Below are 23,651 nucleotides of genomic sequence, written 5' to 3'. Positions count from 1 at the left end.
CTGTCAGGCTATTTGCCGATCGTGATTTCGCCTACGCCTTCAGCAGCCATTCGTGCTCTGGCTGGTTGTGGAACTTCCATACCCGCTTCGGGCCGGCCATGACGTTAAGATAGTAGAGATCATAGCCGTGGACGGTGGCGCACGGGTGGTAACCCTTCGGCACCAGCGTCACGTCGCCATTCTCCACCGCCATCGCCTCATCGAGCGACCGATCATCGGTATAGACGCGTTGGAAGGCGAAGCCCTGCGGCGGGTTCATGCGGTGGTAATAGGTCTCCTCCAGCAGGCTCTCGTTCGGCAGATTGTCCTGATCATGCTTGTGAGAAGGGTAGGAGGATGTATTGCCGTTCGGCGTGATGACCTCGACAACCAGCAGCGAATGAGCGGAGTTGTCGTCCTCGGGCATGATGTTGGTCACGAGGCGAACATTCGAGCCCTTGCCGCGCTGGAATTGCGGGTGCACGCCGGGCGGGATGAGCTTCGCCTTGTAATCGCCGCCGCCAGGCGCCGAGCAGACGGCAAGTTCGAGATCGGTTTCCGCGGTCACCGACCAGCTTGTGCCAGCCGGAACATAGAGCGAGTGCGGCGCACCCTCGAATGGGCTCATGCGCCCGCCGACCGAACCGAAATCCTCTCCAGCGGCGGTCGCCTTGCCTTTGCCGGCCACCCAGACGAGGCAAACTTCACGGTCGCTTGCGGCGCCGGAGACGGTCTCACCCGGCTTCAGCCGATGAATGTCGAAGCCGACATAAGTCCAGCCGGCGGTGTCGGGCGTGACGTGGGTGACGCGACCTCTGTCACCCTTGGGCTTTACGAGAAGGTTCGGCATGAACGTTTGTCCTTCATTCCACATCAATGCGCTTCAACGGGCGTGTTATCCCTTCGGAAATCCTTCGGTTTCCACCGTGTAGCCAGCGGCCGTCATCACCCGCATCAGTTCGGCGTGACCGATCTCCGCCATCTTCTGCGGCGGCGCCTTGCGCGGATCCTGTTCTGCCTCGACGACGAACCATCCCTCATACCCGTAACCGGCGAACCGCTTGACAATGGCGCCGAAATCAAGCGAGCCATCGCCGGGTACCGTGAAGGCGCCGAGCGCTACCGCATCGAGGAATGACTGCTTGCTGCGGTCGAGCCCGTCGACAACGGCTTTGCGGATGTCCTTGACGTGGACGTGGTTGATGCGGGCGTGGTGGTTATCGATGGCGCGCAAGACGTCGCCGCCGGCGAAAGCCAGGTGCCCGGCGTCGAGCAGAAGGGGAATGCCTTCGCCCGAATTGCGCATGAAGGCATCGAGCTCCGGCTCGGTCTCGACGACGGCCGCCATGTGGTGGTGATAGGAAAGCGGCATGCCCTGCTCGGCGCACCATTCGCCAAACTGCGTGACCTTGCGGGCATAAGCCTTCATCTCGTCGTCGGAGAGGCGCGGCTTGGTGGCAAGCGGCTTGGAGCGGTCCCCCTGAATTGAACGGCCAACCTCGCCATAGACGATGCAAGGCGCGTTGACGGCTTTGAACAGCTCGATCATCGGCGCAATGCGCTCCTTGTTGGCGGAAAGGTCCTTGTCGACAAGCGTGCCGGAGAACCAGCCGCCGCAGAGCGTCACGTCGGCGGCGCGCAGGATCGGCAGCATCTCGGCCGGATTGTTCGGAAAGCGGCGGCCCTGTTCCATGCCGGTGAAGCCGGCGCTGCGCGACTGGCGCAGGCATTCTTCCAGGGATACGTCGTCGCTGAGCTCAGGAAGATCGTCGTTCCACCAGGCGATCGGCGACATGCCAAGTTTGGCCTTCATCAATAGTCTCCTCAAAGGCATTGCTGGAAGAGCGGGACCGCTCTTCCGAAAATTAAACCAGCCGGTTAGGCGATACGCTGGTCGGCGCGCGCCTTGACGTAAGCCGCATGCGCCTTGTTGACCTGTTCACGCGGGCTGACTTCAGGGACAGCAACGTCCCACCAATAGCCCCCAGCTTCCGTCGTGATCAGCGGATCGGTGTCGATGACGAAAACCGACGTACGGTCGTTCTTTTTTGCGTCCGCGATCGCCTTCTCGAGCTCGGCGATCGATGCGACTTTCACCGCGACGGCGCCCATACTCTCGGCATGCGCCCGGAAGTCGATCTCGGGCATCACCTCGTAGTGCGCGTCCCTCAGCAGGTTGTTGAAGTTCGCGCCACCGGTCGCCATCTGCAGCCGGTTGATGCAGCCGTAGCCACGGTTGTCGAGCACGACGATGTTGAGCTTCAGGCCGAGCATGACCGACGTCGCGAGCTCGGAATTCAGCATCATGTAGGAGCCGTCGCCGACGAGGACGAAGACTTCCTTCTCGGGCTGCGCCATCTTGGCGCCAAGGCCGCCGGCGATCTCGTAGCCCATGCAGGAGAAGCCGTATTCCATGTGGTAGCTGCCGGGTGCCGTCGCAGGCCAGAGCTTATGCATCTCGCCCGGCAGACCGCCGGCGGCGCAAAGGCCGATTGCCTTTTCGAGGTTGATCGTGCGCGTAACGGCGCCGATCACTTGGGCGTCGGAGGGCAGGGCGGCATTGGTGCTCGCCATCGCCTTGGCGGCCGCCTCCACCCAGACCTTCTTTTCCCGTTCGGCCTTTTCCGCCAGCACGGTCGGTGCTTTCCAGCCGGTAAGCCCGCTCGAGACCGCCTTCAGACCTTCGCGCGCATCGGCCACCAATGTCTGGCCGTCGTGCTTTGCGGCATCGTAGGCGGCAATGTTCACGCCGAGAATTTTCAGCTTCTCGTTCTGAAACAGTGCCCAGGAGCCGGTCGTGAAATCCTGGCAGCGAGTGCCGACAGCGATGATCAGATCTGTTTCCGTTGCAATCGCATTGGCCGCCGATGTCCCTGTGACACCGACCGAGCCAAGCGCCAGCGGGTGCCGCTCGTCGATCGCCGACTTTCCGGCCTGCGTGACCACGACGGGGATCCGGTGTTCCTCCGCAAATGCCGTCAGTTCCTTGGTTGCTTGGGAGTAAAGCACGCCACCGCCCGCGATGATGACCGGCTTTTCGGATTTCTTGATGAGAGCGATAGCGTTCGCCAACTCATCGGCATCCGGGCGCGGACGGCGCATGGTCCAGACGCGCTCCTGGAAGAAGCTTTCGGGATAATCGAAGGCTTCCGCCTGCACGTCCTGACACAGCGACAGCGTAACTGGGCCGCAATCGAGCGGATCAGTCAGCACCTGCATGGCACGCTTCAGCGCCGAGATGATCTGCTCGGGGCGCGTGATGCGATCGAAATAGCGGGAGACCGGGCGGAAAGCGTCGTTGGCTGAAACGGTGCCGTCGCCAAAATCCTCGATCTGCTGCAGCACCGGATCCGGTGCACGGTTGGCAAAGACGTCGCCCGGCAGGAAGAGAACCGGAATGCGGTTGACGTGGGCGACACCGGCGGCCGTCACCATGTTGAGTGCACCGGGGCCGATCGAGGTCGTGCAGGCCATGAAGCGTTGGCGGAAATTCGCCTTGGCATAGGCAATCGCCGCATGGGCCATGCCCTGTTCGTTATGGGCGCGATAGGTCGGCAATTCGCCACGCACTTGGTATAGGGCCTCGCCGATGCCGGCGACGTTGCCGTGCCCGAAGATCGCCCAGACGCCGCCGAAGATCGGCACCTTCTTCCCGTCGACTACTGTCATCTGCTTCTTGAGAAAATGCGCAACGGCCTGCGCCATCGTCAATCGTACAGTCTTGCCCATGGGGCACCTCCCAAATGCTCTAATTAATGTAGGCCGCGGGTTTTCAACCAGGCCTCGGTCAATTGGCGGAAGCGTCCGGCCATATCTGCGATCGCTTCTTCATCATTCAACTTGCCGGAAAGCCAGCCGCGGGCTGCCTCGGCAAAAATCGTGCGGCCGACGGCGAATCCCTTCACGGAAGGAGCTGCCAGCGTCGCCTCGAAGCCTTTCACCAGCTCGTTGGCCGGCGCTTCAAGGCCGAGCAACACGATGCCGCGGCACCAGGGGTCGTTCTTGGCGATCACGGCATCGATTTTCTTCCAGGCGGCCGTCGAAGCTTGAGGCTCGAGCTTCCACCAATCCGGTTTGATGCCGAGCGCATAGAGTTCTTCCAGCGCCGTCGAGATCGTATCATCGGTCAGCGGTCCGTTCTTGCTTGCGATGATTTCGACGAGCAATTCGCGGCCAACCTTGCGGGCGGCTTCAAAGAGCGTCCGCAGCTTTTCCTGCTGCTCGGTCTTCAGGGCTGCCGGATCGTCCGGATGGTAGAAGCACAGGCACTTGATGCAATGATCGAGAGGCCATTCCGCAAGCTGCGAGCCGATGTCCTGGCTGAACTCGAAGCGAAGCGGTTTGGAACCCGGCAATTCCACCGGGCGACCGATCCATGCGAAGTTCTTGGTTGCCGCATCGAAGAAGGCGTCGCGTCCGAAGCGCTCGTCGATCAGCATGCCGTAACCGTTGCGGCCATCCGCGACACGGGCGGCGGCTTCTACCGCAAGGCGCTTGAAGGCGACGATCTTCTTGTAATCTACGCCGAGTTCGTCGCACACGCTGGTGAGCTGCGACCGGTGGTCGATGGCAAGCGCCATGAGAAGCGGAATGTCGCCCTTGCGCGTCGAGGCCCAGTGAATGTGATTGATCGCTTCGTCCTTGCGCAGCGCGCGATGCTTGCTGCCGTGCTTCAGAAAGTAGTCGAGCTCCGCCCAGGTCGGATATTCCGGCGAGCAGAGCAGGCGGGAGACGGCGAAGGCGCCGCAGGCGTTGGCCCAGGTGGCGCAGGTCTTCAGCGGCTCGTTCTTCAGCCAGCCGCGCAGCAGGCCTGACATGAAGGCGTCGCCGGCGCCGAGCACGTTGAACACCTCGATGGGGAAGCCTTCGCCGACGATGCCGTCTTCCAGATTGTCGCTGATCGGACCGTCATAGACGATGCAACCCATCGCACCGCGCTTGAGAACGATCGTTGCCGGCGACAGGCGGCGAATTTCCTTGAGTGCGCCAAGGACGTCGTCGGCGCCTGACGCAATCAGGATTTCCTCTTCCGTTCCGACAATCAGGTCGCAGTCTGGAAGCGTTTCCTTCATCTTGGAGGAGACACGGTCCGACTTCACATAGCGCTCAAAGCCCTCGGCATGGCCTGCGAGGCCCCAGAGATTCGGCCGATAATCGATGTCGAAGATTACCTTTCGGCCATTGGCCTTGGCGATGCGGATGGCCTTGCGCTGTGCGGCTTCCGTGTTCGGCCGGGAAAAATGCGTGCCCGACACCAGCACGGCGCGCGACGACTTGATGAAGCTATCGTCGATATCACCTTCATCGAGCGCCATGTCGGCACAGTCCGCGCGATAGAAGATCATCGGCGATACGCCTTCGGCTTCGACGGCGAGGAGCACCAGCGCCGTCAGGCGCTCCTTGTCGGTCTTGATGCCTTTCGTCTCGACCCCTTCGCGCGCAGATTGCTCAATGATGAACCGGCCCATCTGCTCGTCGCCGACGCGGGTGATCAGGCCCGACTTGAGCCCGAGACGGGCTGTCCCGATGGCGATGTTCGCAGGGCAACCGCCGACAGACTTGGCAAAAGAACCGATATCCTCAAGGCGCGAGCCGATCTGTTGCCCATAGAGGTCGACCGAGGAACGCCCGATCGTGATCACGTCAAGCGACGGTTCTGGCTGCGAGCCCGGGTTCGGTTGTGCCATGATGTCCTCCCGCTAGATTTTTGGCTACGGCTTGACGCCTGCTGATTGCGAGCAATGAAACATCGGTTCCGTATTTTTGTCAATTCGGAATGTTTGTTCCATTTTTCATTTAGTCGATTTTGCGTGGGCTCGCTTGCGCCGCCGCTCGGCGATCGCCACCGGAATTGCCATTGTCAGGGCCATCGAAGCAGAAAGCGAGCGGAAGCCGGCAAAGTCTGCCTCCGCCACCTCGAACCAGCAGGTGGCGCGGGCGGCGAGGGGCGAAAAGGCCGAATCGGTGATGGCAACGACAGGCACGCCACGATCCGCCAACGCTTCCGCCTGGCTGAGGCTGTCGGCGGCATAGGGAGAGAAGCTCGCTGCGATTGCTGCATCCTTCCCCGTCGCGAACTGCACCATTTCCGGATCGACGCCATTTGGTGATGCGACGATCTGGTGCCGAATGTTCAGCTTCGAGAAGGCGTAGGTCATATGCGCCGTCAGCGGATAGGAGCGTCGTTTGGCGATCAGGTAAATCGTCTCGGCAGCCGCGAGGATATCGACTGCCTTGGTAAAGGTATCCGTCTGGACGGTAGCCGCCAGCCTGTTGACCGATTGGCTCGCAGCCGAAATGAAACCGGAAAGCAGGTTGGCGTCCTCGTCCTCGCCGCTTGCCTGCTCCAGCGTCACCAGTCGCTCTTCATATGTCAGCGTTCGGTCACGCAGGCGTTCGCGAAAGATGCTCTGCAGGTCCGAAAAGCCCTCGTAGCCAAGATGATGGGCCAGACGCACCAGGGTCGACGGTTGCACGTCGGATGCCGCAGCGATGCTTGCCGTCGTGCCGAAGGCGATTTCGTCCGGGTTGCCGAGTGCGAAAGCTGCGACCTGCGCAAGCCGCTTCGGCATGTTTGCTTTCCGTTCGATGATGATGCTGCGCAGGCTCTCGAAGTCGCGAGGAACCCTGGCGGGCGTTTTGCTGTCACTGTCCATCCACGCTGTCCATTGAACGAAATAAACATTCCATATTTATGAGCATAGATGATTTTCATTCGGGAGCCCAATTGTTTTTATTCTATTGAAATCCAAGTGTTTTGAACAGTTTTTGGAGCCGGGGCGGCAAAAGTGCGCGAGAAAGGCCGCTTGTCAAAATGATCTAAATATTCCAAAAATCCGCCCGACATCTGGAGGAGATACAATGAAAGCACTGGGAATCGGCCTGATCGGCACTGGCTATATGGGCAAGTGCCACGCACTCGCATGGAATGCGGTCAAGACCGTATTCGGCGACGTCGAACGCCCGCGCCTGGTCCATCTGGCCGAAGCCAATGCCGAGCTTGCCGAGAAGCGCGCCTCCGAGTTCGGCTTCGAAAAGGCAACCGCCGATTGGCGCAGGCTGATCGCCGATCCCGAAGTTGATGTCGTTTCCGTCACCACGCCGAACCAGTTCCACGCCGAGATGGCGATTGCCGCGCTCGAAGCGGGGAAGCACGTCTGGTGCGAAAAGCCGATGGCACCGGCTTATGCCGATGCCGAACGCATGCTGAAGACGGCAAAGGCCTCGGGCAAGATCGCCGTTCTCGGCTACAATTATATCCAGAACCCCGTCATGCGGCATATCAAGGCACTGATCGAGGAGGGGGCGATCGGTGCGGTCAATCACATCCGCGTCGAGATGGACGAGGACTTCATGGCCGATCCCGATGTCTTCTTCTATTGGAAGAGCGAGCTTTCCGCCGGCTACGGCGCGCTTGATGATTTCGCCGTGCACCCGCTGTCGCTGCTCTGGTATCTGTTCGGTCACGTTGAGGCTGTCAGCACCGACATGGTAAAGCCCTACGCCAGCCGGCCGTTGAAGGAAGGCGGTCGCCGCGATGTCGAGAATCACGATGCGGCCAATGTCCTGATGCGACTTGGCGGTGGGATCTCTGCGGTGCTGATGGCAAACCGCGCCGCTTGGGGGCGGAAAGGGCGAATCGCGCTGCAGATCTTCGGCTCGAATGGCGCCATTACTTACGATCAAGAGCGCATGAACGAATTCGAACTCTATCAGGCCGAAGGGCGCGGCTCGGAGCAGGGCTTCCGCAAGATACTCGCCGGCCCGGCGCATCTGCCCTACGATCGCTTCATCCCGGCGCCTGGCCACGGGCTCGGCTTCAACGATCTGAAAATCATCGAATGCCGCGAACTGATCCGCGCAATTTCCGGTGAGCCGTCGTCGATCGTGACATTCGAAGACGGTCTTAGGATAGAGAAGTCCGTTCACGCCATGGCACAGTCATTCCACGAGCGCCGCTGGATCGAGATCGATTGAGGTCTGTCCGCTTCCGGTTGACGGCGCTGGAGGCAGGGGATACCCCTTTTCTGGAACGCGCGGCTGCATGCTGGGAGTGAAAACGTGACGGACAGACTGGTGATCATCGGCGCGGGGCAGGCGGGCTTTGCATTGGCCGCGAAACTGCGTGCGCTCAAGGATATGCGCCCAATCACCATCATCGGTGCGGAAGACGCGCTGCCCTACCAGCGGCCGCCACTCACGAAGAAGTACCTGCTTGGCGAGATGACCTTCGATCGACTGCTGTTCCGGCCGGAACACTGGTACCCCGACAACAATGTCGAGATCAGGCTTTCCACCTGGGCGGAGCAGATCGTGCGTGACAAGAAGCAGGTCCTGCTACAGGACGGTTCAGCGCTCGACTACGGCACGCTGGCGTTGACGACCGGCTCCACGCCGCGCGCACTGCCTGCGTCGATCGGCGGGGATCTCGAGGGCGTTTATGTGGCGCGTGACAAACGTGACGCTGATCTGCTTGCTGATGAAATGCGGCCCGGTCGCCGAGTCCTCATTATTGGTGGTGGCTATATCGGACTTGAGGCAGCTGCTGTCGCCCGTCACCGCGGTCTCGAGGTTACCGTGATCGAGATGGCTGACCGAATCCTGCAGCGCGTCGCTGCCAGGGAGACGGCCGACATCATGCGGGTGATTCATGAGACACATGACGTTGTCATCCGGGAGAAGACCGGGCTCAAGCATCTTGTCGGCCATGAAGGCAGGGTTGTCGCTGCCGAACTCTCCGACGGGTCCACGATCGAGGTCGATTTCGTCATTGTCGGCATCGGCGTCGTCCCTAACGATCAACTCGCCAAGGAGGCGGGTCTCGAGGTCGCCAACGGAATCATAGTGGATGAATTCGTCCGCACGTCCGATCCGTCGATTTTTGCCGCGGGTGACTGTGCGGCCCTGCCGTGGCAAGGCGGACGCATCCGTCTCGAATCGGTGCAGAACGCCGTCGACCAGGCAGAAGCCGTCGCCGCCATCATCGCCGGCGGCAACGAAGCATACGATCCCAAGCCTTGGTTCTGGTCGGATCAGTATGACGTGAAGCTGCAGATCGCCGGCTTCAACATGGGCTATGACGATACAGTCCTGCGTCCAGGCTCGCGCGACGGCGCCCACTCGATCTGGTATTTCAAGAATGGGGCGTTCATCGCCGTGGATGCCATCAATGACGCCAGGGCCTACGTCAGCGGCAAGAAGATGCTGGAATCCGGGATCAATCCCGACAGGGCGATCATTGCGGACGCATCTACCGATCTCAAGCAACTGCTGAGCTGAGGCCGGCGGCCTCGGCATCAGGTGAAAAAGCCGAAAAAGCGCTTGCGTCACCTGTCGAATGACTCTATCAGGCTCCCACCGGAGAGGTGGCCGAGTGGTCGAAGGCGCTCCCCTGCTAAGGGAGTATACGTCAAAAGCGTATCGAGGGTTCGAATCCCTTCCTCTCCGCCACCATGATCATCGCACAAACTGTTTCGACGAATGACCGCTCTTCGAGTGCGTCGTCTTTCGGCGCGCTGTCCACGACCTCCGCGTTTGGCGTCCCGAATCTCGCGTCAGCAGAATCGAACCGAGAATCATCCTTCGTCAACAAAGCTGATTCCGCTGCGATTGCACATGAGGCCGAGGTCAGGCGCCAACACGCTGTCTCCCTCATCTCCTATAAAAGACGCGAATCCGGCAGGAAACTGGTTCCAGTGTGGCACAATCCACAGCCGCACACCCCAGCTCAGCGGCGGCAAACTCCCGCAAAATCAGGGGTTTCTTAATAAAGTATAAAGAAACGAGAGGGGTGGGTGCCGCATTTGTGACCTTTCAGCAACAGCGTATGCGGAAGGCTGTCGCAAACACCCCAAACGGGCAAGTTGGTGATTGCGTGACAGTCCCGGTCTTGTATTTTCAACCTCGGAAGCAAGGGCGGTTGATCGTCCGACTTCTTGAAACATGGGGATGGGGCAGGGAACGCTGCTCTAACGGCGAAAAACCCAGACCCGATCGAAACTTTGAATTGGAGGTCAATATGAACATCAAGAGCCTTCTTCTCGGCTCCGCTGCTGCTCTCGCAGTAGTTTCCGGTGCTCAGGCTGCTGACGCTATTGTTGCTGCTGAGCCGGAACCGGTTGAATACGTTCGCGTCTGCGACGCTTACGGCACTGGCTACTTCTACATCCCGGGCACGGAAACCTGCCTGAAGATCGAAGGTTACATCCGTTTCCAGGTTGACGTTGGTCAAGATCAGTCTGATCACGGTGGCCCTAACCCGGGCACGTCTGACTGGGACGCGTTCACCCGTGGCCAGGTTCAGTTCACGGCCAAGAGCGACACCGAGTATGGTCCGCTCACCGGCGTGATCGTTCTGCAGCACAATGCTGATGCGGCGAACTCCGCTTTCCAGAACTCGGTCCTGGACTCGGCTTACATCGACATCGCTGGCTTCCGCGCTGGTCTGTTCTACAGCTGGTGGGATGACGGTCTCTCGGGCGAAACCGACGTTCTCGCAAGCCATGAAACGCTGCACAACTCCATCCGTTATCAGTACGAGTCTGGCGACTTCTATGCCGGTATCTCGGTTGACGAACTGGAAGATGCGATTCATGGTAGCGTCCCCCTTCCGGGTCCGGACGGCGTCCTTGGCACTACTGACGACACGGTCGGCGGTCTCGGCGAGCACCCGAACAACGTTGGTATTGCTCTCGGCCTCGGTGGCAAGGCTGGCGCCTTCACCTACCAGGTTATCGGTGGCTATGATACCGACACCGAAGACGGTGCGATCCGCGCCATGGGTACGGTTGCAATCGGTCCGGGTACGCTCGGCCTCGCAGCGGTTTGGGCATCTGGCCTGAACGCTTACTACGATACCTCTGAGTGGGCGATTGCAGCTGAGTACGCCATCCAGGCGACCGACAAGCTGAAGATCACTCCCGGTGCTGAATGGTTCGGCAACTACGGTCTGAACGATACGGCAGACGACTTCTCCAGCGACGACGCTTGGAAGGTTGGTCTGACGGTTGATTACCAGATCACCGACAACTTCTACGCCAAGGCTTCGGTTCAGTACATCGATGGCGACAACATCGACGACGAGACGACTGGCTACTTCCGTCTGCAGCGTGCATTCTAATCTGGTCTGACTTCGGTCAATCAGGAGAGCCCGGCTTTCGAGCCGGGCTTTTTGTTGTGGGGCCACTGCAAGGGTGAGTGGCTTGGAGAGCGCTCACGCCTCCGCTATGAACCGCCTGATTCGCTGGAGCAGTGGCTGCATATGCAGCAGCGGTGCGTGTCCCTGGCCAGGTGCCTCCAGAAACACGATTGCTGGACACCGAGCGCTCATCTCCGCAAGCGTCTTGTCGGAGACGAGATCGGAGTTGTCGCCCTTGACGACCATGAGAGGCATCGTCGCGAGCCTGTCGTAATAGTGCCAGAGATCAGGTAGCGGCTGATCGAAGTCGATCATCTGTAATTGAGCGGCAATGGCCGGATCGAAGTCCGCGATCGGCTTCCCGTCGAGTTCCCGATAGATCGCACCAGCCATCTCCTGCCAGTCGCGCTCCCCAAGGGCGGTGAAGTAGGGGCCATGGTAGGCCTTGAGAAATGCGACTGCTTCCGGCCAGTTGCGCGGCGGCGCAGCCGAGTTGAGATAGTCGCGGATGCGCTTGAGGCCGGCGGCTTCGATCTTCGGTCCGATGTCGTTGAGAATGACGGCGGCGATCAGATCCGGCCCCATCTCGGCCAGCAGATGAAGGATTAGCCCGCCCCGCGAGGTGCCGATGAAGATGGCGCGCTCAACGGCAAAGTGCTGGCAGGCGGAAATGACATCCCGCGTCTCGACGCCGAGATTGTAGTTCGCCTTGTTGGCATCCCAATCGGACAGGCCGCGCCCGCGATAGTCGAGCGTGATGACGCGTCTCGGCATCGCTCGATCGGTCGACAGGAGCAGCGCCAGTTGGTGAAAGTCACGCGAGTTCCGCGTCAATCCCGGCAGACAGACGATCGGTAGCCGGTCAGTGATGTCAGGACCACCGTAGTCTCGCGCATGGAGCGTGAGTCCGTCATCGCTCTGGTAGGTTGTCGCTTGGAAACCATCGTCTCTTGCTTCATCCACGCTTGGTCGTCCCCCGTTGCATGGGAACAAATTAGCGAGGCCAGCAATGTTCGCCAATGGTGATCAGGAGGAGCGGCCGTAGGTCAGGTCACGAACGATGTCGCTCGGCTGACCCAACCGGGCCTTGTAGACTTCGTAATTCTCAATCACCCGCTGAACATAGTTGCGCGTCTCGGGAAAGGGGATGCGCTCAATCCAGTCGACGATGGCGTCGATCGATTGGCCGCGCGGGTCGCCATAGCGGCCGATCCATTCGGGCACCCGCTTGGGACCGGCATTATAGGCAATGAAGGTCATGATGTAGGAGCCGCCAAAGGCGTCGATCTGTTCGCCGAGATAATGCGCCCCAAGGGTCGCGTTATAGCCGGCGTCGGCGGTCAGTCGCTCCTTCGAATAGGCGATGTTGTGACGCTTGGCGACGGCCTTTGCCGTGCCCGGCAATATCTGCAGCAATCCGCGAGCATCGGCTGCCGAAACGGCCGCGGGATTGAAGGCACTCTCTTGCCGGGCAATCGCGTAGGCGAGGGCCTTCCCGGAGCCGGAGATGTTGGCGTTCGTCGGAATGACGCCGAGTGGGAAGGCCAGCGCCGCGACATCCACGCCGTGGGAGTAAGCAATCTTCCCGATCTGCAGCGACAGATGGTGGTCGCCGGACCGTTCGGCCTGCGCGCTCAGAACCGCAAGTTCTCCAGGGCTTTGCAGTTGCTCGGCGAGCGCGAGGTAGAGGCTATTGGCCCGCCAGCCATGCCCGGCCGCGTCGAGACGGGCGATGGCCTGCACGGCCTCACGCGCCAGATAGCGCTGGCGATCCGCAGCAGTCGGAGACGGGTACGCCACGTTCAGTGTCTTGCTGCCGAGCTTGTCGCCGGCGAGCTGCCCATAGAAGGTGGTCGGATAGCTTGCGGCCTTGGCGTAAAATTCCGAGGCCTTGCCAGGCCCACCCGCCTCGGCGGATCGACCCATCCAGTACCAGGCGCGCGATACGGATATCGGCCCATTGGAGAAATCGAGGATCTTCCGGAAATGGGCCTGTGCCGCCGCAGGATCCTGCAGCCCGCGCAGCGCGTACCAGCCTGCGTGGAATTCGGCCTCGACGATGTCGGTCGGCGTCGTCGCAGCGTAATTGGCAACGATTCCGTAGGCCGCCTTGAATTCCCCTTGATCGACGAGGCCGCGGCTCACGATCCGCTGCTCGTTCCACCACTCGCCGGCATTGACCAGTTCATCCCGATTGCGTGGGGCCTGCCGCAGCAGCTTGGCGGCTTCCGTATACTTGTCCTGTTTTCGCAGATGCTCGATGCGCGCAAAGAGGTAACCGGCATCGCCTTTCCACTGGCCATCGACCGCGGCAAGAAGCGCACCGGCGTTGGGTGCCTTGCTCATCACAGCGGCCCATGCCTTGTAGAGGGATTGGGCCTGAGCCATGTCGCCAAAGCGCTTGGCCTGCTCAGTGCGATTGCGGTACATCAGGTAGTCCATTCGCGCCTTGTGATCGGCCGAGGTCAGCAAGCCGGAGAACTCAGCCAAAATCTTGTCTTCGGTCGGTTTGTCCAGCATCTCGCCGCGCCAGATCTTGCGAATGGTCTTCGCCGCCTGGCTCTGTTTACCCGTCGCGACAAGCGCACGCGAAAGGATCATCGCGCCCGGCGTGGTCTCCGGCGCGGTCTGGCCGAAGGCCGCCAAGACAGTGGTCGGGTTAGGGTTTTCATCGTAAAGAGCCCGCTCCGAATAAGCCCGCAGCTTTGCGAGCCCGGGCCATCCCTGCAATTCCTGCGCCGCAGCCGTGATCTCTGTCGAGGGAATGCCCTTCTGCCCCGAGACCGCAATCGCCCAGGTCAGGATATGCCGGTCAAGCGTCCCACGTCCAATGCCGTCGCGAATGGAAAGCGCTTGCAGGGGATTGTTGTCCGAAAGCGCGTCCAGGCCGGATTTCAAATCACTGTTAACGGGTGCAATTGCCTGGCCGCGCGGAATTGAGCCGGTAACGATCGATTCCGGTATTGTCGTCTGGGGGACGAAACCAATCGGCTTCACGTCCGGAACGGGCGCGCCCTCATTCGGAAGCGACGACGCGGCGCTGCTCCACGCGGCGACTGTAAAGCCGAGGGCGGACACGATCAGGACTGCTCTCTTCATGGGACACTCACAACGAAAACACGCCCGACCATTTGGCGGGAGCCATCTTAACGAAAGCTTACTAACGTCAGTAAACTTCGTTCACATTTGCTATCGGAATTTGCCCTAAACCGATCCATGCGTGCTTGTCGCGGCGATTTCACCGCACTATGGTGCCCCACCAATATTCAAGGAATGCGGCCGAAGCGTGGATTTGGCCATGAGGAGTTCTGCATGTTCCAGGGATCCATTCCCGCTCTCGTCACTCCCTTCACCGATGCCGGCCAAGTGGATGAAACTTCGTTCGCGAACCACGTCGACTGGCAGATCAAGGAAGGCAGCAGCGGTCTCGTTCCGGTTGGGACGACCGGCGAATCTCCGACGCTGTCGCATGCCGAGCATAAGCGGGTCGTGGAACTCTGCATTGAAGCCGCAGCCAAGCGCGTGCCTGTCATGGCCGGCGCCGGCTCGAACAACACGCGTGAAGCAATCGAACTTGCTCAGCACGCCGAGAGGGCCGGGGCAGATGCGGTCCTCGTGGTCACGCCCTATTACAACAAGCCCACCCAGAAGGGGCTGGTCGCGCATTTCTCCGCGATCGCCGAGGCAGTGAAGCTGCCGATTTACATCTACAACATCCCGGGTCGCTCCGTTATCGACATGACGCCGGAGACGATGGGCGCGCTTGCCAAAGCGCACTCGAATATCGTCGGCGTCAAGGATGCGACGGGCAAGATCGAGCGCGTGTCCGAGCAGCGTCTTACCTGCGGCAAGGAATTCAAGCAGTTGTCGGGTGAAGATGCCACGGCACTCGGGTTTAATGCCCACGGTGGCGTCGGGTGCATCTCGGTGACCGCCAACGTGGCGCCGCGCCTTTGCGCCGAGTTCCAGGCTGCGACGCTTGCAGGTGACTATGCGAAGGCGCTGGAATATCAGGACCGCTTGATGCCGCTACACAAGGCCATCTTCATGGAGCCCGGCCTCTGCGGAGCGAAGTATGGCTTGTCGGAGCTTGGGCGGATGAGCCGCAACGTGCGTTCGCCGCTGATTTCGACACTGGAACCTGCGACGGAAGCGGCGATTGACGCAGCCATGCGCCATGCCGGTCTGCTGAACTGAGGCAAGCCATTCGGCCCGCCTTCACAGGCGGTCGATGTTCCCCTACATAGGGGAGAAGAGAGAAGGGCGCGGTCGTCGCGCCCCTAAGCATTTGGAATGTGTCATGGCCCCCAAAGGCAGCGAGCGCGTGGTCAAGAAGATCGTGGCGGAAAACCGCAAGGCGCGCTTCAACTACGAGATCATCGATACCTACGAAGCTGGGCTCGTGCTCAAGGGCACCGAGGTCAAGTCGTTGCGCGAGGGCAAGGCCAATATCGCAGAATCCTATGCCTCGGATGAGGATGGTGAGATCTGGCTGATCAATTCCTATCTGCCGGAATATCTGCAGGCGAACCGTTTCAATCATGAGCCGCGCCGCCGCCGCAAGCTCCTGCTTTCCGGCCGCGAGATCAACCGTCTGCGAGCGGGGATCAATCGCGAAGGTATGACCCTGATACCGCTGAAGATCTATTTCAACGATCGCGGCCGCGCCAAAATGGAACTGGCGCTCGCCAAGGGCAAGAAGCTGCACGACAAGCGCGAATCCGAGAAGGAACGCGATTGGAACCGGCAGAAGAGCCGTCTTCTCAAGGATAACGGCTAGTCAAAGGCATAGCCGGCGGTGAATTGCTGGCTTCAAGCTTCCAGATCGGTTGGCGTTGCCGTTTCGGTTGGCCGCGGTGGTCGCTCTGAAGGATCACGCCCGATTTCGCTCTTCAGCGATAGAAGGTCGATGAAGTGATCTGCCTGGCGACGCAGATCGTCGGCAATCATTGGAGGTTGTGTTGCCATCGTTGAGATGACCGAGACCTTTCGGCCCCGCCGCTGCAGCGCCTCGACGAGCGTCGTGAAATCTCCGTCGCCGGAGAAGATGACGAGATGATCGACGGTTTCCGACTGCTCCATGGCATCGATCGCAAGCTCGATATCCATGTTGCCCTTGATCTTGCGGCGACCCATCGAATCCGTGAATTCCTTTGCCGGCTTCGTCACAACCTTGTAGCCGTTGTAATCCAGCCAGTCGATCAGCGGGCGAATGGAGGAGTATTCCTGGTCCTCGATGAGGGCCGTATAGTAGTAGGCGCGCAGGAGATAGCCACGTTTCTGGAACGCCTTCAACAGCTTGCGGTAGTCGATATCGAAACCCAAACTTTTGGACGCAGCGTAGAGATTGGCGCCATCGATAAAAAGAGCAATTTTTTCGCGTGGATCAAACATCCCGTACCAATCCAATGTGAGCAATCGTCGTGCTTCCGTCAAAAACCCAACAAAACAATGAGTTATGAGGTCGCCTGGAACAAATCGTACTTTATGAACTTTTCATATAAGAAAGATTTAGGGCACGATTCGTGATATTCCAAGCAACTTCTGGTCGAAATCCGCTTTAGTTCCAAAATTCGTCAGATTCGCCCGCAGAGGCGTCGTGCAATGAAAACTTGAATTTGCCCGGTTTTAATTGTATCGGGCGTGTTAATCCCGAGATCACGACGTAAAGGACAGGCAATGGCCCGTGTCACCGTAGAAGACTGCATTGATAAAGTTGAGAACCGCTTCGAGCTGGTTCTGCTTGCCAGCCACCGTGCCCGGCTGATTTCCCAGGGCGCCTCGATCACGATCGATCGCGACAACGACAAGAACCCGGTCGTGGCGTTGCGCGAGATCGCGGACGAGATGCTGTCGCCGGACGATCTCAAGGAAGACCTGATCCACTCGCTGCAGAAGCATGTCGAAATCGACGAGCCCGAGCCCGATCCGGCGAGCCTCATCGCAGCCGGCGGCGTCGCTGCGGCCGACAGCGAAGAGCAGGAAGACCTGCCGGAAACGATCACCTTCGACCAGATGTCGGAAGAGGAGCTTTTGGCTGGCATCGAAGGCCTGGTGCCACCGGAAAAGAGCGACGATTACTAATCGTCAACCTTGCACGATTATAGCTTCGGCATATTATCGCATATCATGTGCGCCAATCCGTGATTGGCGCGCTTTTCGTTTGTAATGGAGTGGTTTCGGGATGATGCGGCAGTACGAGCTCGTGGAGCGGGTTCAGAAATATAAGCCCGACGCCAACGAAGCCCTGCTGAACAAAGCCTATGTCTATGCAATGCAAAAGCATGGGCAACAGAAGCGTGCCAGCGGCGATCCCTACATCTCGCATCCGCTGGAAGTCGCCGCCATTCTGACGGACATGCATCTCGATGAGTCGACGATCGCCGTCGCGCTGCTTCACGACACCATTGAGGATACGACAGCCACCCGCGCCGAAATCGATGAGCTCTTTGGCGAGGATATTGGTCGGCTGGTCGAAGGGCTGACGAAGATCAAGAAGCTCGACCTCGTCACCAAGAAGGCGAAACAGGCAGAAAACCTGCGCAAGCTGCTGCTTGCCATCTCCGACGACGTACGCGTGCTGCTCGTCAAGCTGGCAGATCGCCTGCACAACATGCGCACCCTCGACCACATGTCGCCGGAAAAGCGCGCGCGCATTTCCGAGGAGACGATGGACATCTATGCGCCGCTGGCCGGGCGCATGGGTATGCAGGACATGCGCGAGGAGCTGGAAGACCTTTCCTTCCGCCACATCAATCCCGAAGCCTATGAGACCGTAACCAGGCGGCTCGAGGAGCTTTCCAAGCGCAACGAGGGTCTGGTCAAGAAGATCGAGACCGAATTGGGCGATCTGCTGGTTACGAACGGGCTGACGGGCGCCATCGTCAAGGGACGCCAGAAAAAGCCTTACTCCGTGTTCCGCAAGATGCAGTCGAAGTCGCTGTCCTTCGAACAGCTCTCTGACGTCTACGGTTTCCGTATCATCGTTGAAGATATCTCGGCCTGCTATAGGGCTCTCGGCATCGTCCACACCCGCTGGCGCGTCGTTCCCGGGCGCTTCAAGGACTATATCTCGACGCCGAAGCAGAACGACTACCGTTCGCTGCACACGACGATCGTCGGCCCATCCAGGCAGCGTATCGAGCTGCAGATCCGCACCAAGCGCATGCACGAGATCGCGGAATTCGGTATTGCCGCCCATACGCTCTACAAGGACGGGGCTTCGACGTCCGACAACGATATCCTCTCGCGCGAGTCCAACGCCTACTCATGGCTGCGGCACACGATCGAGGCGCTGGCGGAAGGGGACAGTCCTGAAGAATTCCTGGAGCACACGAAGCTTGAGTTGTTCCAGGATCAGGTCTTCTGCTTCACGCCGAAGGGCAAGCTGATCGCGCTGCCACGGGGTGCGACGCCGATCGACTTTGCCTATGCCGTTCACACCAATATCGGCGACACGACCGTGGGCGCCAAGATCAACGGGCGCATCATGCCTCTCGTAACACGACTGGCGAATGGCGACGAGGTCGAGATCATTCGCTCCGGCGTGCAGGTGCCGCCTGCTGCCTGGGAAGAGATCGTGGTAACGGGCAAGGCGCGTGCGGCGATCCGCCGGGCCACCCGACTTGCAATCCGCAAACAATATGCCGGTCTCGGCCATCGCATCCTGGAGCGCACCTTCGAGCGAGCCGGCAAGATCTTCTCCCGTGAAGCGATGAAGCCCGCGCTCCATCGCCTTGGCCAGAAGGATGTGGAAGACGCCATCGCTGCGGTCGGTCGCGGTGAAATGTCGTCGCTCGACGTATTGCGCGCCGTCTATCCGGATCATCTCGAAGAACGCGTGACGGCCAAGCCGAGCGGTGACGACGGTTGGTTCAACGTTCGCAGCGCCTCCGGCATGATCTTCAAGATCCCGGGCAAGCCGAAGTCCGGCATCGATGGTGCAGATCTCAGTGCTCTGGAAATGGACACGGTGCCGATCCGCGGCATTTCGAGCAATGTTGATGTGCAGTTTGCGCCGACGGGCGCCGTACCCGGTGACCGCATCGTCGGGATCATGAATACGACGGAAAAAGGCAACGGCATTACGATCTATCCGATCCAGTCACCGACGCTGCAACGTTTCGACGATCAGCCGGACCGCTGGATTGATGTTCGCTGGGATCTCGACGAGGCCAACAAGTCGCGTTTCATGGCGCGCATCATGGTCAATGCGTTGAATGAGCCCGGTACGTTGGCAAAGCTTGCCCAGACCGTTGCCGGCGTCGACGTCAATATTCGGGTGTTCAATACGGTGCGCGTCGCAACCGACTTCACCGAAATGACGCTCGACGTCGAAGTGTGGGACCTTCGGCAGTTGAACCAGCTGCTTGCCCAGCTGAAGGACCTCGAATGCGTCGCGACGGTTCGCCGGCTTTACGAGTAAGTCGGCAACCGCCACTTGGCATTTGCACATTTTGTGATCGCTTCATGACGGAAAACGCACTGATATAAGGCTAGGTATGCGTCAATTGCATGGCTGTGCCCTTGTTAGAGCGTTGGTAATTGCTGCTGCGAGCGCCTATCTTCCAGTCATCAGGAAACGAACAGAAGATGAGGCAAAGAAATGTTTAAACCGATCAAGAAGATTGCCCGCGCATTGCGCGCTCCGACCGCTGAAGAACGCGAAATGGACTATCTGAACGGCTCGTTTGACCGTATCGATCTTGAATATCGTCAGCGTCAGGTTGACCGCGGTATGTTTCGCACCCGTTAATATCGGTTCTATACTTGAAGAATGAAAGGGGCGTATTGCATATCGCGCCCCTGGTGAGTGCTCAGTCTGCAGTGATCAAATAATGACTGAGATAGTTTGACGCTCTTGTAACGCTGGTGCGAGTTGCACTACATACGCGCCATGCTGTTCAGACGTCGAAAACCTGCCGGATTTCGTGAAAAGATGCGCGAGTTGTTGTGGCCTCGCAAGGGATTCTTGCGGCCGCTCCGCTATCTCACGATGCGTGTTCTGCGCTTGACGGCGTCGCCGCACGCCGTCGCCATGGGCGTAGCCGCAGGGATCTTCGTGTCCTGGACGCCCTTTATCGGCGTTCATTTTATCATGGCCTTCGTACTCAGCTATCTATTCGCGGGCAATATGGTCGCCGCTGCTCTTGGCTGTGCGGCCTTCGGCAATCCGCTGACTTATCCGTTCATCTGGGGCGCGACCTGGGAGATCGGTCACCTGCTGCTTGCGCGTCAGGATACGATGCAAGGGCATTCGATCGACCTTGGGGCGCTGTTTCATGAGCTGCATTTCAGCGAACTCTGGCAACCGGTGCTCGAACCGATGCTTGTCGGCTCCATCCCGCCGGCGCTCTTGACCTCCGTCATCGTTTATTTCGGAACCTTTTATGCCGTGAAGGGCTTTCAGACGCGCCGCCGCGAACGCCTTATGACGCGTGCCCGCGTGCGGCTGTCCAATCCAGTGCAGGAAACCGTATGATCATCGGTATCGGCAGCGATCTCATTGATATCAGGCGAGTCGAGAAATCCCTCGAACGCTTCGGCGAGCGCTTCACCAATCGCTGCTTCACCGAGATTGAGCGGGCAAAGTCCGATCGGCGCGCCAATCGCGCCGCCTCCTATGCCAAGCGTTTCGCCGCCAAGGAAGCCTGCTCCAAGGCTCTCGGGACGGGCATGGCGCAAGGTGTGTTCTGGAAGGATCTCGGCGTTGTGAACCTGCCGAGCGGCAAGCCGACGATGCGGCTGACGGGCGGCGCGGCCGATGTGCTGAAGTCGCTGCTGCCGGCTGGCCACAAGGCTGCCATTCATTTGACGATAACGGATGATTATCCCTTGGCGCAAGCGTTCGTCATCATTGAGGCCCTGCCGGAAGATGTCTGAGCAGCGACGTAGAGTCGCTTTTAATGTTGGCGCCATTGCCGCAATCGGTCGAAGCCGCTAGAGAGAAGCAAACAAGAGTTGCGCCCTGGCGGTGCATTGAAGGAACAAGACTGCGTGTCCGAAAAAGTCGAAACCAAGCCGAACGCCCTATGGGAAAACATCAAGGTCATCGCCCAGGCGCTGATTTTGGCGATGGTTATCCGAACGGTGCTTTTTCAGCCGTTCACCATTCCGTCCGGCTCCATGATGCCGACACTGCTTGTCGGTGACTACATCTTCGTCAACAAGTTTGCCTACGGCTATTCGAGGTTCTCGCTACCGTTCTCGCCGAACCTCTTCAGCGGTCGCATTTTCGAGAGCGAGCCGAAGCGCGGCGACATCGTTGTCTTCCGGTTCCCGCCGAACCCCGACGTCGATTACATCAAGCGGCTGGTTGGTCTTCCCGGTGATCGCATTCAGGTCAAGGAAGGCGTCCTCTACGTGAACGGCACGGCGGTTCCGAGGGTGCCGAATGGCACGTTCAATTCCGACTACGCGCAGGATCCGGGCCAGGATGTGCCGGTGTATCGCGAGACGCTGGATAACGGCGTCAGCTTTGACACGCTGGATCAGTCCCCGGTTTCGCGTGGCGACAACACCCGCGAGTTTATCGTTCCGGAAGGCCATTACTTCATGATGGGCGATAATCGCGATAATTCGCTCGACAGCCGCTTCGACGTTGGCTTTGTGCCTGCGGAAAATCTGGTCGGTCGCGCCAGCGTCATCTTCTTCTCGCTCGGCAACGACACCTCGTTCCGCGAGATCTGGAAGTGGCCGACGAACATGCGGTGGGATCGTCTGTTCAAGGGCGTTGAATGAGCAAGTCACAGACGCTTTCGGCGGCGGATCGAACACGGCTTGAAGCCCTGATCGGTCACGAGTTCGCCGAAAAGGAGCGGCTGGATCGGGCACTGACGCATGCAAGTGCCCGCACGCAGAAGGGCGGCAACTACGAGAGGCTGGAGTTCCTCGGTGACCGAGTCCTCGGCCTCTGCGTTGCCGAACTGCTCTTCCGGACGTTCGGTACGGCGACCGAGGGCGAACTTTCGGTGCGCCTCAATCAGCTCGTCAGTGCCGACACCTGTGCTGAGGTCGCTGATGAACTCGGCCTGCATCTCTTCATCCGGACTGGCGCCGACGTCAAGAAGCTGACCGGCAAGCGTATGATGAACGTGCGAGCCGACGTCGTCGAAAGCCTTATTGCGGCGATCTACCTCGATGGCGGCCTGGAGGTCGCCCGGCGTTTCATCCTGAAGTTCTGGGAAAAGCGGGCAGCGCGCGCCGACGGCGCGCGGCGCGACGCGAAGACCGAATTGCAGGAGTGGTCGCACGCCAAATTCGGCATCACGCCGATCTACCGGGTTGAAGAACGCACCGGACCGGATCATGATCCGCGTTTCACGGTGACTGTTGAGGTCACAGGTGTTAAGCCCGAAACGGGCATCGAACGCTCAAAGCGGGCCGCGGAACAGGTCGCAGCCACGCGAATGCTGGAACGCGAAGGCATTTGGCAGAAGTCCTCTGCCGGAAACTGACGGGACAAATGACGGAAGAACACGATATGGCGGACGACGCCCCTGAAACTGCGGGTGCCACACGGTCAGGCTTTGTCGCGTTGATTGGAGCGACCAACGCCGGCAAGTCCACGCTGGTCAATCGCCTCGTCGGCGCCAAGGTTTCGATTGTCAGCCATAAGGTGCAGACGACGCGTGCCATCGTGCGCGGCATCGCGATCCACAACAATGCGCAGGTCGTGTTCATGGATACGCCCGGCATTTTCAAGCCGCGTCGGCGGCTCGACCGCGCGATGGTGACATCAGCCTGGGGCGGCGCAAAGGATGCTGACCTGATCATGCTGCTGATCGACAGCGAACGTGGTCTGCGCGGCGATGCGGAAGCCATTCTTGAGGGCCTCAAGGAGGTACATCAGCCAAAGATTCTCGTCTTGAACAAGATCGATCGGGTCAAACGCGAAGATCTGCTGGCGCTTGCGGCGGCGGCCAACCAGAAGATCGACTTCACCCATACCTTCATGATCTCGGCCGAGAACGGCTCCGGCTGTGACGACGTCATGGACTATCTGGCAAAGACGCTGCCCGAAGGCCCCTGGTACTATCCCGAAGACCAGATCTCCGACCTTCCGATGCGCCAGCTGGCTGCGGAGATCACCCGCGAGAAGCTGTTCCTGCGTCTGCATCAGGAGCTTCCATATTCGTCGCATGTCGAGACGGAAAAGTGGGAAGAACGCAAGGACGGCTCGGTTCGAATCGAGCAGGTAATCTACGTCGAACGGGATAGCCAGAAGAAGATCGCGCTCGGCAAGGGTGGCGAAACGATCAAGGCGATTTCGTCGGCGTCCCGACGAGAGCTCTCCGAAATCCTCGAGCAGCCGGTTCATCTCTTCCTGTTCGTGAAGGTTCGTGAAAATTGGGGCGATGACCCCGAGCGCTTCCGCGAAATGGGTCTGGATTTTCCGACGTAAGTTGACGGCTTCTACCGCGTTGTTTCTGCGTTAAAAATTCCCGCGCGGGTGGAACAACCCTTGCCATTTGCGTGTTCTCGTAGGAAGCGCTGCCAATTCCGGCAGCGTCCTTCATTCGAGCACAAGGGCCTG

21 protein-coding genes and 1 tRNA gene are annotated in these 23,651 nt (G+C 59.6%); 14 read left to right on the top strand and 8 right to left on the bottom strand.

What is annotated here, in order from left to right:
• Positions 1-31: 31 nt before the first annotated feature.
• The 5 genes from iolB to IB248_RS19095 all read right to left on the bottom strand — a co-directional run bounded on the left by iolB (position 32) and on the right by IB248_RS19095 (position 6,635).
• The gene (gene iolB / locus IB248_RS19115) at positions 32-829 is read right to left on the bottom strand and encodes a 5-deoxy-glucuronate isomerase (RefSeq protein WP_192241526.1); all 798 of its coding nucleotides are present in this window, start codon (positions 827-829) and stop codon (positions 32-34) included.
• 45 nt (positions 830-874) lie between these two features.
• The gene (gene iolE, locus IB248_RS19110) at positions 875-1,792 is read right to left on the bottom strand and encodes a myo-inosose-2 dehydratase (RefSeq protein WP_192241525.1); all 918 of its coding nucleotides are present in this window, start codon (positions 1,790-1,792) and stop codon (positions 875-877) included.
• A 65-nt stretch (positions 1,793-1,857) separates the two neighbouring features.
• Complete coding sequence (gene iolD, locus IB248_RS19105; RefSeq protein ID WP_192241524.1) at positions 1,858-3,708, bottom strand: 3D-(3,5/4)-trihydroxycyclohexane-1,2-dione acylhydrolase (decyclizing); 1,851 nt, start codon at positions 3,706-3,708, stop codon at positions 1,858-1,860.
• Between the two features lie 23 nt (positions 3,709-3,731).
• Positions 3,732-5,666 carry a 5-dehydro-2-deoxygluconokinase gene (gene iolC / locus IB248_RS19100; protein WP_192241523.1) on the bottom strand — a complete coding sequence of 645 codons (1,935 nt, stop codon included), beginning with the start codon at positions 5,664-5,666 and terminating at the stop codon, positions 3,732-3,734.
• A gap of 105 nt (positions 5,667-5,771) precedes the next feature.
• Positions 5,772-6,635: a MurR/RpiR family transcriptional regulator gene (locus tag IB248_RS19095; protein ID WP_018857444.1), complete on the bottom strand. Its 864-nt coding sequence runs from the start codon at positions 6,633-6,635 to the stop codon at positions 5,772-5,774.
• 205 nt (positions 6,636-6,840) lie between these two features.
• Between IB248_RS19095 and IB248_RS19090 the strand changes: the two genes are divergently transcribed.
• The 4 genes from IB248_RS19090 (at position 6,841) to IB248_RS19075 (ending at position 11,098) form a co-directional block, all read left to right on the top strand.
• Complete coding sequence (locus tag IB248_RS19090) at positions 6,841-7,956, top strand: Gfo/Idh/MocA family oxidoreductase (RefSeq protein ID WP_192241522.1); 1,116 nt, start codon at positions 6,841-6,843, stop codon at positions 7,954-7,956.
• Positions 7,957-8,040: 84 nt separating this feature from the next.
• The gene (locus tag IB248_RS19085; protein ID WP_192241521.1) at positions 8,041-9,258 is read left to right on the top strand and encodes an FAD-dependent oxidoreductase; all 1,218 of its coding nucleotides are present in this window, start codon (positions 8,041-8,043) and stop codon (positions 9,256-9,258) included.
• An 80-nt stretch (positions 9,259-9,338) separates the two neighbouring features.
• Positions 9,339-9,429 (top strand) — tRNA-Ser (locus IB248_RS19080).
• 568 nt (positions 9,430-9,997) lie between these two features.
• A complete protein-coding gene (locus tag IB248_RS19075; protein ID WP_192241520.1) occupies positions 9,998-11,098 on the top strand; it encodes a porin in 1,101 nt (366 codons plus the stop codon).
• A gap of 93 nt (positions 11,099-11,191) precedes the next feature.
• Here IB248_RS19075 and IB248_RS19070 read toward each other — a convergent pair whose 3' ends face one another.
• Positions 11,192-12,079: an alpha/beta hydrolase gene (locus IB248_RS19070; RefSeq protein WP_192241519.1), complete on the bottom strand. Its 888-nt coding sequence runs from the start codon at positions 12,077-12,079 to the stop codon at positions 11,192-11,194.
• Between the two features lie 63 nt (positions 12,080-12,142).
• Positions 12,143-14,215 carry a transglycosylase SLT domain-containing protein gene (locus tag IB248_RS19065; RefSeq protein ID WP_192241518.1) on the bottom strand — a complete coding sequence of 691 codons (2,073 nt, stop codon included), beginning with the start codon at positions 14,213-14,215 and terminating at the stop codon, positions 12,143-12,145.
• A gap of 213 nt (positions 14,216-14,428) precedes the next feature.
• Between IB248_RS19065 and dapA the strand changes: the two genes are divergently transcribed.
• Positions 14,429-15,313: a 4-hydroxy-tetrahydrodipicolinate synthase gene (gene dapA, locus IB248_RS19060; protein WP_192241517.1), complete on the top strand. Its 885-nt coding sequence runs from the start codon at positions 14,429-14,431 to the stop codon at positions 15,311-15,313.
• Between the two features lie 103 nt (positions 15,314-15,416).
• The gene (gene smpB / locus IB248_RS19055) at positions 15,417-15,896 is read left to right on the top strand and encodes an SsrA-binding protein SmpB (protein ID WP_025659866.1); all 480 of its coding nucleotides are present in this window, start codon (positions 15,417-15,419) and stop codon (positions 15,894-15,896) included.
• A gap of 32 nt (positions 15,897-15,928) precedes the next feature.
• On the opposite strand, the gene IB248_RS19050 is transcribed toward smpB, so the two are convergent.
• Positions 15,929-16,510, bottom strand: a complete 582-nt coding sequence (locus IB248_RS19050; protein WP_018857436.1) for an NYN domain-containing protein — start codon at positions 16,508-16,510, stop codon at positions 15,929-15,931.
• 285 nt (positions 16,511-16,795) lie between these two features.
• Here IB248_RS19050 and rpoZ point away from each other — a divergent pair, with 285 nt between their 5' ends.
• The 8 genes from rpoZ (at position 16,796) to era (ending at position 23,519) form a co-directional block, all read left to right on the top strand.
• Positions 16,796-17,200, top strand: a complete 405-nt coding sequence (gene rpoZ / locus IB248_RS19045; RefSeq protein ID WP_018857435.1) for a DNA-directed RNA polymerase subunit omega — start codon at positions 16,796-16,798, stop codon at positions 17,198-17,200.
• Positions 17,201-17,300: 100 nt separating this feature from the next.
• Positions 17,301-19,541, top strand: coding sequence for a bifunctional (p)ppGpp synthetase/guanosine-3',5'-bis(diphosphate) 3'-pyrophosphohydrolase (locus IB248_RS19040; RefSeq protein ID WP_018857434.1), 2,241 nt, complete (start codon positions 17,301-17,303; stop codon positions 19,539-19,541).
• Positions 19,542-19,721: 180 nt separating this feature from the next.
• Positions 19,722-19,871, top strand: coding sequence for a hypothetical protein (locus IB248_RS19035; RefSeq protein ID WP_018857433.1), 150 nt, complete (start codon positions 19,722-19,724; stop codon positions 19,869-19,871).
• A 141-nt stretch (positions 19,872-20,012) separates the two neighbouring features.
• The gene (locus IB248_RS19030; RefSeq protein ID WP_025659865.1) at positions 20,013-20,597 is read left to right on the top strand and encodes a DUF2062 domain-containing protein; all 585 of its coding nucleotides are present in this window, start codon (positions 20,013-20,015) and stop codon (positions 20,595-20,597) included.
• Positions 20,594-20,998, top strand: coding sequence for a holo-ACP synthase (gene acpS, locus IB248_RS19025; RefSeq protein WP_018857431.1), 405 nt, complete (start codon positions 20,594-20,596; stop codon positions 20,996-20,998). The genes IB248_RS19030 and acpS overlap by 4 nt, the downstream gene beginning before the upstream one ends.
• 114 nt (positions 20,999-21,112) lie before the next feature.
• The gene (gene lepB / locus IB248_RS19020) at positions 21,113-21,856 is read left to right on the top strand and encodes a signal peptidase I (protein WP_018857430.1); all 744 of its coding nucleotides are present in this window, start codon (positions 21,113-21,115) and stop codon (positions 21,854-21,856) included.
• The gene (gene rnc / locus IB248_RS19015; protein ID WP_112642791.1) at positions 21,853-22,572 is read left to right on the top strand and encodes a ribonuclease III; all 720 of its coding nucleotides are present in this window, start codon (positions 21,853-21,855) and stop codon (positions 22,570-22,572) included. Before lepB ends, rnc begins: the two co-directional genes overlap by 4 nt.
• A gap of 8 nt (positions 22,573-22,580) precedes the next feature.
• Positions 22,581-23,519: a GTPase Era gene (gene era, locus IB248_RS19010; RefSeq protein ID WP_018857428.1), complete on the top strand. Its 939-nt coding sequence runs from the start codon at positions 22,581-22,583 to the stop codon at positions 23,517-23,519.
• Positions 23,520-23,651 lie beyond the last annotated feature (132 nt).

Origin of the sequence: Rhizobium sp. RHZ01 (assembly GCF_014851595.1) — a bacterium.
Lineage (GTDB): Bacteria > Pseudomonadota > Alphaproteobacteria > Rhizobiales > Rhizobiaceae > Rhizobium > Rhizobium altiplani.
The sequence above is the reverse complement of the archived record's forward strand: the minus strand, read 5'-3'. Positions and strand labels throughout refer to the sequence as shown.